Consider the following 14,293-nt stretch of genomic DNA (forward strand, 5'->3'; position numbering starts at 1 on the left):
AAAAAAAACGTGTGCAGAAGTGAGGATTAAGATGAATAGACCTTATATTATATGTCATATGATGATTTCCGTAGACGGGAGAATAGATTGTGATATGACTTCAAAATTGCCGGGAGTCAATGATTATTATACAACACTGAATGATATTGACGTGCCGACTACTGTCAGCGGCAGAGTTACTGCCGAGTTAGAAATGTCTGAAAAAGGTGAATTTATACCTAAAAATAAAGAAGTATATGGAAAAGAGGGATTTTCTAAAAAAGCGGATGCCAACGGATATGAGGTTGTTGTTGACACTAAGGGAAAACTTCTCTGGCCGGATGCTTCAGGCATGGAAAAGCCTTATCTTATCATAACAGGTACTAATGTCACAAAGGAATATCTTGAATATCTTGATAGCAGAAATATTTCATGGATTGTATGCGGAAAAGATGAGATTGACCTTGCAAGGGCGGCAGAGATATTGTCTGAACAGTTTAATGTTAAGAGGATGGGCATCGTTGGCGGTTCAAAGATAAATACCGCATTTTTAAAGGCAGGATTGCTCGACGAAATCAGTATTCTTATCGGTGCTGGAATTGACGGCAGGGGCGGTATGCCGGCTGTATTTGATGGACTTGAAATGAGTGAAGATGTTGTAAGGCTTGAACTTATTGATGTAAAGAAATATGAAAGCAATGCCGTCTGGGTTCGTTATAAGTGTTAATATAATTTGATAAGAAAGAAGTGGATACTATGAAAGCAGTAATTATATATTATTCGTATCTCGGAAATACAAAAGGGATTGCTGAGAAAATTCAGAAAGAAATAGGTGCAGATATTGCAAGGATTGAGACTGTTGTGCCATATGAGGGAGATTACAACAGGGTTGTCGATCAGGGGCAGGATGAGGTAAACAGAGGTTATTGTCCTGAGATTAAGCCTTTAGATGTAAATCTTGCCGATTATGATACGGTTATTCTCGGAACTCCGGTGTGGTGGTACACATTTGCACCAGCTATGCATACATTCCTTAAGAGTCAGGATTGGAGTGGAAAGACTGTTTATCCGTTTGCGACAAACGGCGGATGGATAGGTCATACCTTTAAAGATTTTTCAGAAGCCTGCAAGGGTGCAGAGGTTAAAGAGGATATGAATATAAAATTTGATGAGGCAACATTGCGTACATCCATGAAAGATATTGAAAAGTGGATTGGGAAGATTTGTTAATAAAAACTTTTTAATATGTAATTGCGAAACTACTTCTATGCTGTGTTAATTGTGCAGATATAACAAATACTAACGCAGGCACGCTCTCGCTACCTGTCACTCGTAACAGTACTAAGTCAGCAAAATACGCTGCCTAAGTGCTGACGGTGACAGAGTGCGCTGCTAATACTATTTGTTATATCTGTACAATTTAACACTATCAAGCAGCAGAGCAGATTGCAAATACCCGCTTGATTTGTAGATTTTACAACTACAACTATCAAAATAAAATATAACATTATTATATTTTGTTATGTTATACTTAACATTGTTATAGTTAGAAAGTCAGATAACCCAAACTGTTTGGAGGTGGCAATATGGGGAGATTTGTAAATCCGGGCAATGATGCATTTCAGGATGCTCTAAATTCAAAAATATATGTTGATAAATCAGGACTACTTGAGTATATGAATAGTGTTATAGATACGGTAGACAAATTTATATGCAACAGCAGACCTAGACGGTTTGGAAAGTCGATTACCGCTGATATGCTTACGGCATATTACAGCAGGTCATGTGACTCTGAGAAAATGTTTGCATCACTTGAGATTGGAAAAAGTGACAGTTATAAGAAGCATCTTAATAAATATGATGTTATTCAGATAGATATGCAATGGTGTATTGAACCGGCTGGTGGTGTCAAAAATGTTATATTGTATATTACGCAGAATATAATTGAAGAATTAAAGCAGTATTATCCCAATGAGATAAATGAGCAAATAGTTTCACTGCCTGAGGCATTGTCATGTATAAATATGTCAGCAGGCAAAAAGTTTATTGTGATTATTGATGAGTGGGATGTTTTGATAAGGGACAATTCAGCGGATGATAAAATTCAGGAAGAATATATAAATTTTTTAAGGGCAATGTTTAAGGGAAGTGAGCCGACAAAATATATACATCTTGCGTATCTGACAGGAATACTTCCTATAAAAAAGATACAGACACAGTCAGCTCTTAATAATTTTGACGAGTTTACGATGCTCGACGCAGGAGTATTTGCAAAATATATAGGTTTTACGGAAGATGAAGTAAAGAAATTGTGTAAGGATTATAGCATGGACTTTGAAAAAGTTAAACTCTGGTACGATGGCTATAATATAGATGGCTATGATGTTTATAATCCAAAGGCAGTAGTGAGCTGCATGATGAAAGAAAAGTTTAAAAGCTACTGGTCACAGACCGGAACTTATGAAGCAGTAGTTCCATTGATAAATATGGATTTTGACGGATTGAGGGCAGCAGTTATTGAGATGCTTTCGGGAAATGCAGTCGAGGTTGATATATCATCTTTTCAGAATGATGCGGTAAATTTTACAAATAAGGATGACATACTGACATATCTTATTCATCTTGGTTATCTTGGGTATGACGAGGATAAAAGGACAGCATTTATTCCAAATGAGGAGATAAGACAGGAATTTACAAATGCGGTCAAAAGAAAAAAGTGGAATGAACTGATTGGATTTCAGAAAAAATCGGATGAATTATTAAATGCAACGCTTGATTTGGATGAAGGTGCCGTGGCTGAACTGATTGAACAGGTTCACATGGAGTATGCTTCGTCTATACAGTATAATGACGAAAATTCTTTGAGCAGTGTTCTGACGATAGGTTATCTGAGTGCAATGAAATATTATTTTAAGCCTGTAAGGGAATTTCCGACAGGGAGAGGATTTGCAGATTTTGTATTTATTCCAAAGCCGGAATACAGGCATGATTATCCGGCACTTGTAGCTGAACTTAAATGGAACAAAACAGCAAGGACGGCGATTGCTCAGATAGAGGAGAGAAAATATCCTGAGTCAGTAATGAAATATACAGGGGATATATTGCTGGTCGGGATAAATTATGATAAAAAGAGCAAAAAGCATGATTGTGTGATAAGATTGCTTTGTATAAAGTCAAATAGGTAATTGCGAAACTACTTTTATGTTGTGGTAATTGTGCAGAAATAACAAATAATATCGTAGTTTTGCAATTATCTATATAAGAAACAGCGGCAGGAGTAATAAAATACTCACGCCGCTGTTTTTTTAAAAGTTATTGTCTTATTTTTTTCTCTATGGAATATATTCATAACACCAGCTAAGAGAAAAAATGCTCCTATTACTCCACTGCCTATTCTCCATACATTTCCATTCCAAAATATCATAAACTTTGGTGGTTTAAAAGTAAAACAAATTTACATACCGATATGTGTTCTAAGTTTTCCTTTAATCTCAGCGTCAAGTTTCTCAACAAACTCATCGAGTGGAAGTACAGTAGTCTTTTTCTCTCCATGCAGACGGAATGAAACTGTTCTCTCGTCTTTCTCATTAAATCCGACAACGAGAAGATAAGGTACTTTCTGAATCTGTCCCTCACGCATACGGTAGCCGAGTTTTTCTGAACGGTCATCGAGGTCTACACGGACTTTGTTTGCTTTGAGTGCGTCACAGATTTCTTTTGCGTAAGCGTTAAGTGAGTCGTCATCTGTCTTAACAGGCATTACACGAACCTGTACAGGAGCAAGCCATGTAGGAAGATTTCCTTTTGTCTCCTCGAGGATGTATGCCATAAAGCGGTCGAGTGAACCAAGTATCGCACGGTGAAGTACAACAGGTGTTTTCTTTTCGCCGTCTCTGTCAATGTATGAGAGGTTGAATTTTGCAGGGAGACAGAAGTCAAGCTGGCAGGTAGAAAGAGTAATCTCATTTCCGACAGCAGGCTGAACATTTACATCAAGTTTAGGTCCGTAGAAAGCAGCTTCTCCGATTTCCTCAGTATATTCAATACCGAGTCCGTTCATAACATCACGGAGTGCAGCTTCTGCCTTGTCCCACATCTCGTCATCATCGTGGTATTTTTCTTTGTTCTCAGGGTCACGAAGAGAGAGTACACAGCGGTAATTTTCGATACCAAAGTCTTTGTATGTGCTGAAAATGAGGTCTACAACTTTTGTAAACTCATCTTTTATCTGTTCAGGTGTTACAAAGAGGTGCGCATCGTTCTGGCAGAAATGTCTTCCACGCTCGATTCCCTTTAATGTTCCGCTTGACTCATAACGGAAGTCATGTGCGATTTCACCAATGCGGATAGGGAGGTCTTTATATGAATGTCTTCTGTTTGCATATATCATCATGTGGTGAGGACAGTTCATAGGACGAAGTACAAATGATTCACCTTCCATTTCCATAGGTGGGAACATATTCTCTTTGTAGTGATCCCAGTGGCCTGATGTTTTGTAGAGGTTTACTGTTCCTACGCATGGAGTCATAACATGGAGATAACCGAGGTCTCTTTCCTTATCTTTAATGTAGTTTTCAAGTTCCTGCCAGATTGTATAGCCCTTTGGTAAGAACATTGGAAGTCCGCGTCCTACAAGGTCATCGACCATAAAAAGGTTCATATCCTTACCGATTTTTCTGTGGTCTCTCTCTTTTGCTTCTTCGAGAAGTGTGAGGTGATTTTCAAGTTCCTCAGGAGTTGGGAAGCATACACCGTAAATTCTCTGGAGAACTTTATTGTTGCTGTCACCTTTCCAGTAAGCACCTGAATGGCGGATAAGTTTGAAGTTGCGGCAGAGTTTTACATTGTCTACATGTGGTCCGCGGCAGAGGTCAGTGAAATCGCCCTGGTCGTAAACTGTGATGTTTCCGTCCTCAAGATCAGAGATAAGGTCGAGTTTGTATTCATCATCCTTGAACATCTCTAAGGCTTCAGCTTTAGAAACCTCTCTGCGGAAAATCTTCTTTCCTGATTTTGCGATTTTTTTCATTTCTTTTTCAATCTTAGCGATGTCCTCATCACGGATAACATCTTCGCCGAGATCTATATCATAGTAAAATCCCTCGGCTACTACGGGTCCAACCCAGAATTTTGCCTGTGGGTAAAGATGTTTGATAGCCTGTGCCATAAGGTGAGCACATGAATGGTTTAATGTGTTTAACTGTTCGTTTTCTTTAAAGTTTACCATTGGTTTTATCTCCTTTTTTAATGTTTTTTGGAAACAAAAAAGCACCTTTAGATATAATATGCTCATATCTAAGGGTGCTTACGCACGTTTCCACCTTAATTTTTAACTCAGAAAAGTACATCCGTTTAAATCATGTTAATAAATTAAATAATCGGAATGTCTTTTACAGCTTGTAACGCAGCTACACGGTCACGCTTCAAAATATCAGAAATATTTTTTCTACGCACAGCTCGGGAGTGGTTTTCATGAAATCTGCACATAAACGGTTTGCAGCAAAACACCGTTCTCTCTGGATGGCAGTATAACATTACTCGTTCCGTCATTGCCTTTAAAAATATATAAATATTTGTCTGCTATATGTTTAGCAATGTTCTTTGAAAAACTTTATTTATTCTAACATAATGTTTTTGTAAATTCAATAGGTTAATTTTGTCTTTATTATGCTTTGAGAGTGTATAATTAAATACATATTTCCACATAATAACTCCAAAGCTAATAAACTTGATATGCACAAAAAATGTGTGCAGAAATGGGGAGTAATATAAATTTAAGTTTATCCTTATAAAAAAAGAAATGGAGGAAATAACCGGAATATGAAAGCTACGGGAATTGTACGAAGAATAGATGATTTAGGAAGAGTTGTTATTCCAAAAGAGATAAGACGCACTCTGCGTATACGTGAGGGAGACCCACTTGAGATATACACTGACAGGGAAGGAGAGGTTATCCTTAAAAAATATTCAATGATAGGAGATATAGGACAGTTTGCGAAACAATATGCCGATGCTCTGTCACAGACAACAGGTTATCTTATTATGGTGACTGACCGTGACATAGTTATTGCAGCTTCAAGCGGTGTGAAAAAGGATATGGTCGGAAAGCATATAAGTAAGGATTTAGAAAGAGTAGCTATGGATAGAAAGATTATTTTGTCTGACAATACAAAAAGTGATTTCTGCAAAGTCACAGATGATATGGATGGAGATTATACGGAGGCTGTTGCACCTATCATATGTAATGGTGACGTGGCAGGAGCGATAGTTTTTTTGTCGAAGAACACGGAGAGAAAATTTGGTGAGACTGAGCAGAAAATGATAGCTGTTGCTGCAAGTTTTCTTGGCAAACAGATGGAGGGGTGACATTTAATAAGAAAAAAGGCTAAAAAGGCTTGATTTTGTGGGATTTTTGATGTAAAAAACCTTGACAAACAGGTATAATGAGGGTATAAATAGATTTGTAAGTTTTTGCAAGAGGATTCATTGCAGAAAGCAAACGGGAGGATGAAGTGGAGTTAGTGTATACTAGCCGCTTTGTTCCAAGAATACAAATATCGAGGAGGATTTATCCATGAACAAGACAGAGTTAGTAGCAGCTATCGCTGAAAAAGCAGAACTTTCAAAGAAAGATTCAGAAAAGGCTTTAAAGGCATTTATTGATGTGGTTACAGATGAGTTAAAGGCCGGAGAGAAAATTCAGTTAGTTGGATTTGGTACATTTGAAGTTGCTGAGAGAGCTGCAAGAGAAGGAAGAAACCCTTCTACAGGTGCTACAATGAAGATTCCTGCTTCTAAAGCTCCTAAATTTAAGGCTGGTAAGGCTTTAAAGGATGCTGTAAACGAGTAATAAAAGGCTTTAAAAGCAGACTTTGATTTGAGGGCAGGTTCCAAGGTGGCTGTCGCACGAAGCACTATTCATACAATATTTAGATAATAAATCTGTTATTAACATTTATATATTGTATGATTATACTTAATGCGGCAGTTCCAAGAACCAGCCCTTTTTCTGAAAAGAGGAATATTATGAGATTAGACAAATATTTAAAGGTATCAAGACTTATCAAGAGAAGACCTGTTGCAAATGAGGCGTGTGATGCAGGAAGGATTACCGTAAACGGAAAAGTTGCAAAGGCATCACTTAACATTAAACCGGGAGATATCATAGAGATAAGTTTTGGTGATAAACAGGTAAAAGTAGAAGTGCTTAGCATAGAGGAAACATATAATAAAGAAGCTGCGAAGGAACTTTACAAAATGCTGTAATATAAATGACACCCTCATGCATATATTGATTTATAAATATATGCAAGGAGGGTGTTTTTGTGGAAGAAAAAAATATACAGAATGGTGCAGGTTCAAAAGGAGTACATAAAGTATATCTTAATGCAAGAAAGTCTGCGGTTATGTCAGGAGTTAAGGATGTGCTTTCTTTTGATGCAAAGGAGGTTTATCTGGAAACTAATCAGGGGGTACTTCTGATAAAGGGTGATGAGCTGCATGTAAATCGTTTGTCACTTGAAAAGGGTGAGGTTGATGTGGATGGCAGGATTGACAGTTTTGCATACTCAGATGTTGAGGATAACGCTAAGAAAGCGGCATCATTCTTAGGGAGACTTTTTCAATGAGTGAGATAATATATGGACAGGTTCAGTATCTGTTTGCCTCAGTATTGATTGGTATGACATGTATGTTCTTATATAGCATTATCAGAATATTCAGACTGTTAATAAAACAAAGTATGCCTGTTAAAGTTTTAATTGATATTATATTTTGGACTTGCCTGGCCGTTCCGGTGTTTTATATTTTTTACAATATAAATTCAGGGATAATAAGATGGTATGGGGTTGTCATGATGATAGCAGGTGCTGTTTTATATGAAAAAGGGATATATTGTCCTATCAAGAAAATCGTTGAAAAAATTATAAGAAAGGTATATAATAAAAACATATTTCGCAGGCGAAAAAGTCTTTAGAACAGGCGTTTACAGAGAGGGTGGTGTTGAGATGGCACGTCAGCATTATGGTCATAAAAAACATATGAACAAATTTACGATTATGGGTATTATTGTATTATGTACAGTAATTTGTTTTACAATCTTTTACCGTAAGTCAACACTGGAAGCAAAGTGTAAAGAGTACAGTGCACAGATTACTGAGCTTGAGAAAGAGAAGAAGAGTGTTGATGAGCGGACGGAAGAGTTAAAGAAATTTGAAAAGTATGTTGACACGGACGAGTATGTGGAGAAGATTGCACGCGAGAGATTGGGGCTTGTATACAAAGGTGAGATTATTTTTGAACCTGACGATGCAAAGTAAACAAATAAAATATTAAGGACTGTTTATTTATGATTTAACTTCATAAAAAACAGTTCTTTTTTTGAGGTTGAGTTTCGACAAAATATGCTATTTTGATTATATATACTTTCCATTATCAGATTAGCCTTAGGGCGTGAAAGGGAGAGTACAATGAAGTATATTGGGAAAAAACTTTTTTTGCAGATGATAATGGGTTTTTTAGCGGGACGAATTGAAACTTGTGGTATGTGTGTGCTTGGAGTATCATATTTTGCGGCAGTGTTTGCAGATATGGATGCAAGACTTCTGATAGCTTTCTCGGTTATGGCAGGGATGTTTTCGAGTCTTTCGATTGAGATGGCATTGTGCGGAAGTATGGTAATCTTATCAATGCTTCTTATATATGATACATTAGAGAGGCAGAAGATACATATACGGCCTGTACATGCGGCACTTATTGCATCAGTTACTTTTGTTATGTACGGTGGGATTAAATTATATATGTTTCCGTACAATGAATATGATATTTTTCTTTTGATGTTTGGAACAGGACTTGTACTGTCACTAACAAAGATATTTTATGAAGCACTTGGTTATGTGAAGGAGAAAAAAGGGGAAAAAGATAAGGATTATGAGGATATAATTGAAAACAGACTTAATGATTTTTCACATGTTTTTGACCGTATCTCAAAAGTTATGTCAGATGATTCGTGTGAAAACAGGCAGATTGGCAGTAGGGATATAAGAAAGATTTTTAGGGAAATGTCTGAGAGTGTATGTGTGAGATGTGAAAAGTATGAAGAGTGTTCAGGACAGACGGCAATATGTAAACCTGAAAAATTTAAAACATTGAGTGTTTCTCCTGATGGTTTTATAACACTTGAGCAGATGCCATTAGAATTTACAAGGGATTGTATTCATACTGAACGTTTTTTGTCTGAGGCAAATCAAAATCTTCACATAGCCAGGAATATAGTGGGGTATAGAAACAGGGTTACACAGAGCAGAAAGGCCGTAGCAAGTCAGATGAAAGAGATAAGTGATGCGGTAAAAAATATGCTTGACAGTATGCCTAAAATGCAGAGATTGTCGAATGAACTTGAGGAATCATTCCAGAAAGAGTTTAGAAAAAAAAGGGTTATATGTAAGAATATTTATGCATATGAAAAGAATGATGGGCAGATAGAGATAGTTATGAGTGCAAGGACAACAAAAGGACGGCTTGTAACGGCAACAGAACTATCGAGGATCATGAGCAGCATAATGCAGAAAAAAATAAAACCGTCAGATGCATCAAGAAAAGTAATAGACACTGAGTTTGGTGAATATATTTTTGTTGAGGAGACAAAATATAAAGCAATAACGGGAGTTGCAAGGCTTACAAAAGATGAACAGGAGGTTTCAGGGGATACATTTTCAATGATAAATCTTCCAAGTGGGGAGCTTTTGATGGCTCTCTCTGATGGAATGGGAAGTGGGACAAGTGCACTTGATGAAAGCAAAAATGTTATAGAACTTTTGGAGCAGATGTCAGAGGCCGGATTTTCACAGACTTCGGCGATAAGACTAATAAATTCGCTATATATGTCAGATCAGGAGTTTGAAAATTATGCAACACTTGACATTTCTCTCATAAATCTGTATAAGGGAGAGTGCAGTTTTTTAAAAAATGGTGCTGTTGGAACTTATGTTTTGACTAGTGGGAAGATGTATTGTATAGAAGGACAATCGCTTCCTGTGGGTGTGATAGGTGAGGCAGAACCATATATCGGAAAGATGCGCATATATTCAGGAGATTATATAATAATGATGACTGATGGTGTGGCAGACATGTTTTCAGACGAAAAGTATAATTTAGAAAAATATATCAGGCAGATAGATACAGTCAATCCGGGAGATATGGCTCAATCAATCGTAGATGAAGCAGTAAGGAGAAGTTCAGGGTACATATCTGATGATATGAGTGTTATAGTTGCCGGAGTATGGGAGAACTAAAAAGATGAATAAATATATTTACGAAAGGGTAAAATCATTTTGTGATGATAATGCCCTGATAGAAAAAAATGATGGCATCGTTGTCGGATTATCGGGCGGTGCAGATTCCGTGTTTTTGTTCTTATATCTGACACAGATACGGAAAGAGTACAATTTAAGATTGTGTTTTGTACATGTTAATCATGGCATAAGGGGAGATGAGGCAGGAAAAGACCAGCATTTTGTTGAAGAATTATGTCGGGCTAAAGATGTAGAGTGCAGAACATTTTATAGAGATATCCCAAAGATGGCGCAGGAGATGTCCATGACGGAGGAGGAAGCTGGAAGGGTATATCGTTATGAATGTTTTGAACAAGTGCGCATGGAACTTGGATATGATAAGATTGCAGTGGCACATCACCAGGATGACCAGGCGGAAACTGTGTTGTTTCAGTTTATAAGAGGCAGCGGTTTCAGGGGACTTGGAGGTATGAAAGCTAAAAATGGAAATATTATAAGACCGCTTCTTGCAGTGAAAAAACAAGATATTGTTAAATCTCTTGAAAAGATGGGACAGAAGTATTGTATAGATTCAACAAATAATGAGGATGAATATGCAAGAAATCAGATAAGGCATTATCTGATACCTTATCTGCAGGAAAATCTTCAAAAAGAAACTGTGAGTCACATAGCAAAAACAGCAGCTCATATGCAGGATGTTACGGATTTTATAGATATTCAGACTGATCTGGTATGGGACAAAGTGACAGTATGCAAGTACAGCCGTCCTAAAGAGGTAAAAGCTGACCTGAATGAATTAAAAAAACTGCATGTAGTATTGCAGCGTGAGATATTTATGAGGATGATAGAACATATGTCAGGCAGACGAAAGGATATTACGGCGAGACATATAGATGCACTGATAAGGCTTATGACACGGCAGACAGGCAGAAAAATAAATCTGCCATATGACATAGTTGCAGTTAAGAATTATGATTATATACTCATGTCATACAAGGATAGATGGTGTCACAGTTCACAAAGTTTTACAGAGATATATGAAGAAAAGATATCTTCAGGACAGGAATATAATGTGACATTTACAAATGATACAAGCCATATGATATCATTTCATACAGAAGAGTCATGCGAAATGACAGAGATTATCAAAAAAAATAACTGTACGAAATGGTTTGATTATGCTAAGATAAAGAATATGCCTAAGTTAAGATATCCTAAAGAAGGTGATTATCTATGGCTTAGAACAGACGGTTCAAAGAAGAGGCTGAGCAGAATCCTTATAGACAGCAAGATACCGGCTGATGAGAGAAAGAACATACTGGTTCTTGCGGACGGGAACCATATCATGTGGATCCCAGAACTTGCAAGATGCAGTGCATATTATTACATTGATGAAAATACTAAAAAGATGCTTTGTGCAAGCATACATTAGAGAAAGGTGGAAACAATGAAAGAAGAAATTAGTGTTATGTATTCTGAGGAAATTCTTAACAAGAAGATTGAAGAGATGGCTGAGCAGATAAGCAGGGATTATGAAGGAAAGACGGTTCATCTTATCTGCGTTCTCAAAGGAAGTATATTCTTTTGCTGTGAACTTGCAAAAAGGATCACAGTACCCGTTACATTGGACTTTATGTCAGCGTCAAGCTATGGTAATGGAACAAAGAGTTCAGGACAGCTCAGGATAAATAAGGATCTTGATGAAGATATTGATGGGCTTCATTGTATTATAGTTGAGGATATAGTTGATTCAGGACGAACACTCAGTATGGTAAAGAAGATGCTTGAAGGAAGAAATCCGGCAAGCCTTAAACTTTGCACACTGCTTGACAAACCTGACAGACGAGAGACAGAGGTACATGTGGATTATACGGGATTTGAGATTCCGGATAAATTTGTGGTTGGATTTGGACTTGATTATGCTCAAAAGTATCGAAATCTTCCTTATATCGGGGTATTAGATTTCATTGAGGAATAAAATAAAAGGTAGAGGAGACAATTCATGAAGAAACAGATGAAGATGAGTGGAATAGGTTTCTATGTTCTCGTTCTTGCTGTTATTTTTTGTGCAGTATATTTTTCTGGGAACATAGAAAGGAATTCTGGTGATTCTTACAGCGTTAGCAGTCTGAAAAATGATGCTGCTAAAAATAATATCACAAGTGTTTCAATTGATCAGAACCAGGAAATACCGACAGGTGAGGTTACAGTAAAATTAAAGTCGGGAAAAGTGGTTGATTTTTATGTATCAGATGTAAAAGAGGCTCAGAAAATACTTGATGATGCGAATGTATCATATAGGTTAAATGATGTTAAAAAGACATCGTGGGTTATTACGACACTGCTTCCATATGGACTTGGATTTTTAGCGATATTCTTCCTGTTTTCATTTTTGTCATCACAGTCGGCCAATTCAGGCGGTGGCAATGCCAAAATGATGAATTTTGGAAAGAGCAGGGCTAGAAGGATAGATCCGGATGATCCACATGCAAAGAAATTTAAGGATGTTGCAGGTCTTAAAGAGGAGAAAGAAGAACTTGAAGAGATAGTTGATTTCCTTGCAAATCCGGGAAGATATACTGATGTAGGTGCACGTATTCCAAAGGGAATACTTCTTGTAGGACCTCCGGGAACAGGTAAGACACTCCTTGCAAAAGCTGTTGCAGGTGAGGCTGGAGTTCCGTTTTTTAGTCTTTCAGGTTCAGATTTTGTGGAAATGTTTGTCGGTGTAGGTGCATCTAGAGTAAGAGATATGTTTGCGGAAGCAAAGAAAAATGCACCATGTATCGTATTTATTGATGAGATAGATGCGGTTGCAAGAAAGAGAGGCTCAGGTCTTGGAGGCGGTCATGACGAGCGTGAGCAGACACTTAACCAAATGCTTGTAGAGATGGATGGATTTGGTATAAATGAAGGCATAATAGTTATGGCAGCTACAAACCGTGTAGACATACTTGATCCGGCAATCTTAAGACCGGGAAGATTTGACCGAAAAGTTACAGTAGGCCGTCCTGATGTTAGAGGACGAGAGGAGATACTTGAGGTACATGCAAAGGGCAAACCTCTTGGTGACAATGTTGACCTTAGAAAGATAGCACAGACAACTGTTGGATTTACTGGCGCTGATCTTGAGAACCTTTTAAATGAATCTGCTATTGCTTGTGCAAAAGAGGGCAGAAAATTTATTGAACAGGAAGATATCAGCAAATCATTTATCAAAATAGGTATAGGAAAAGAGAAGAAAAGTAAGATCATTTCGGAAAAGGATAAGAAGATAACCGCATATCATGAAGCTGGTCATGCTATACTTTTTCATGTACTTCCTGATGTAGGCCCAGTGCATATGGTTTCTATTATTCCGACAGGTTCTGGTGCAGCAGGATATACGATGCCTCTTCCAGAGCGTGATGAGACATTTATGACTAAGGGAAAGATGCAGCAGGATATCGTTGCAAGTCTCGGTGGAAGAATTGCAGAATCGCTTATATTTGATGATATTACTACAGGAGCATCACAGGATATAAAACAGGCTACAAATACTGCGAAAGCAATGGTTACCAAATATGGCTTTTCAGACAACATCGGTATGATAAACTATGCCGATGAAGATGAAGTATTTATAGGCAGGGATTTTGGAAGAACGAGCAGAGATTACAGCGAAGATGTGGCTAAGACTATTGACAATGAAGTAAAAGCTATTATTGATAATGCATATGCACAGGCAAAATCAATACTTGAAGATAATATGGATATTCTGCATGAATGTGCAAAACTCCTTATGGAGAAAGAAAGAATTGACAGGGCAGAGTTTGAAGCATTGTTCGATGAGAAAAATGAAAGTGTTTCGCTTGAAAAAGAGGAAATAGTTTCAGAAGAAATTGATGTAGAACCGAATGAATTATAGAACCAGAGGGTTTATGAAAAGTGTATTAAAAAATGCACAAGCTTAGTATTAAATTGCACCCCAGAATTAGTAAAAGTGTTTTGAAAACATAAAAACAGTGCAGATTGCACAAAAAAAA

The 14,293-nt window shown here is 37.3% G+C and carries 14 protein-coding genes; 13 read left to right on the forward strand and 1 reads right to left on the reverse strand.

Features of this window, described 5'->3' with window-relative positions; genetic code table 11:
- Positions 1 to 31 precede the first annotated feature (31 nt).
- From KQI69_RS02180 to KQI69_RS02190, 3 genes are all read left to right on the forward strand, one after another.
- Positions 32 to 706, forward strand: a complete 675-nt coding sequence (locus tag KQI69_RS02180; RefSeq protein WP_216563649.1) for a dihydrofolate reductase family protein — start codon at positions 32 to 34, stop codon at positions 704 to 706.
- 29 nt (positions 707 to 735) lie between these two features.
- Complete coding sequence (locus KQI69_RS02185) at positions 736 to 1,209, forward strand: flavodoxin (RefSeq protein WP_216563650.1); 474 nt, start codon at positions 736 to 738, stop codon at positions 1,207 to 1,209.
- Positions 1,210 to 1,565: 356 nt separating this feature from the next.
- Positions 1,566 to 3,164, forward strand: a complete 1,599-nt coding sequence (locus tag KQI69_RS02190; protein WP_216563651.1) for an AAA family ATPase — start codon at positions 1,566 to 1,568, stop codon at positions 3,162 to 3,164.
- Positions 3,165 to 3,433: 269 nt separating this feature from the next.
- Here KQI69_RS02190 and thrS read toward each other — a convergent pair whose 3' ends face one another.
- Positions 3,434 to 5,206, reverse strand: a complete 1,773-nt coding sequence (thrS, locus tag KQI69_RS02200) for a threonine--tRNA ligase (RefSeq protein WP_253288959.1) — start codon at positions 5,204 to 5,206, stop codon at positions 3,434 to 3,436.
- A 593-nt stretch (positions 5,207 to 5,799) separates the two neighbouring features.
- Between thrS and spoVT the strand changes: the two genes are divergently transcribed.
- From spoVT to ftsH, 10 genes are all read left to right on the forward strand, one after another.
- Complete coding sequence (gene spoVT, locus KQI69_RS02205) at positions 5,800 to 6,345, forward strand: stage V sporulation protein T (RefSeq protein WP_216563652.1); 546 nt, start codon at positions 5,800 to 5,802, stop codon at positions 6,343 to 6,345.
- Positions 6,346 to 6,553: 208 nt separating this feature from the next.
- Positions 6,554 to 6,829, forward strand: a complete 276-nt coding sequence (locus KQI69_RS02210) for an HU family DNA-binding protein (RefSeq protein ID WP_216563653.1) — start codon at positions 6,554 to 6,556, stop codon at positions 6,827 to 6,829.
- Positions 6,830 to 7,005: 176 nt separating this feature from the next.
- On the forward strand, positions 7,006 to 7,245 hold the full coding sequence (locus KQI69_RS02215; protein ID WP_022225184.1) for an RNA-binding S4 domain-containing protein: 240 nt from the start codon (positions 7,006 to 7,008) through the stop codon (positions 7,243 to 7,245).
- 59 nt (positions 7,246 to 7,304) lie between these two features.
- Positions 7,305 to 7,607 carry a sporulation protein YabP gene (yabP, locus tag KQI69_RS02220; RefSeq protein ID WP_216563654.1) on the forward strand — a complete coding sequence of 101 codons (303 nt, stop codon included), beginning with the start codon at positions 7,305 to 7,307 and terminating at the stop codon, positions 7,605 to 7,607.
- Positions 7,604 to 7,954, forward strand: a complete 351-nt coding sequence (gene yabQ / locus KQI69_RS02225) for a spore cortex biosynthesis protein YabQ (protein ID WP_216563655.1) — start codon at positions 7,604 to 7,606, stop codon at positions 7,952 to 7,954. Before yabP ends, yabQ begins: the two co-directional genes overlap by 4 nt.
- A gap of 31 nt (positions 7,955 to 7,985) precedes the next feature.
- Positions 7,986 to 8,297: a septum formation initiator family protein gene (locus KQI69_RS02230; protein WP_216563656.1), complete on the forward strand. Its 312-nt coding sequence runs from the start codon at positions 7,986 to 7,988 to the stop codon at positions 8,295 to 8,297.
- Positions 8,298 to 8,447: 150 nt separating this feature from the next.
- Positions 8,448 to 10,271, forward strand: coding sequence for a SpoIIE family protein phosphatase (locus KQI69_RS02235; RefSeq protein ID WP_216563657.1), 1,824 nt, complete (start codon positions 8,448 to 8,450; stop codon positions 10,269 to 10,271).
- Between the two features lie 4 nt (positions 10,272 to 10,275).
- The gene (gene tilS, locus KQI69_RS02240) at positions 10,276 to 11,703 is read left to right on the forward strand and encodes a tRNA lysidine(34) synthetase TilS (protein ID WP_216563658.1); all 1,428 of its coding nucleotides are present in this window, start codon (positions 10,276 to 10,278) and stop codon (positions 11,701 to 11,703) included.
- A gap of 15 nt (positions 11,704 to 11,718) precedes the next feature.
- Positions 11,719 to 12,249 (forward strand): hypoxanthine phosphoribosyltransferase, encoded by a 531-nt coding sequence (gene hpt / locus KQI69_RS02245; RefSeq protein ID WP_216563659.1) that lies wholly within the window; start codon positions 11,719 to 11,721, stop codon positions 12,247 to 12,249.
- A gap of 24 nt (positions 12,250 to 12,273) precedes the next feature.
- Positions 12,274 to 14,175, forward strand: coding sequence for an ATP-dependent zinc metalloprotease FtsH (gene ftsH / locus KQI69_RS02250; protein ID WP_216563660.1), 1,902 nt, complete (start codon positions 12,274 to 12,276; stop codon positions 14,173 to 14,175).
- Positions 14,176 to 14,293 lie beyond the last annotated feature (118 nt).

This window comes from Eubacterium sp. MSJ-13 (assembly GCF_018918235.1).
In the GTDB taxonomy this organism is placed as follows: domain Bacteria; phylum Bacillota; class Clostridia; order Lachnospirales; family Lachnospiraceae; genus Butyribacter.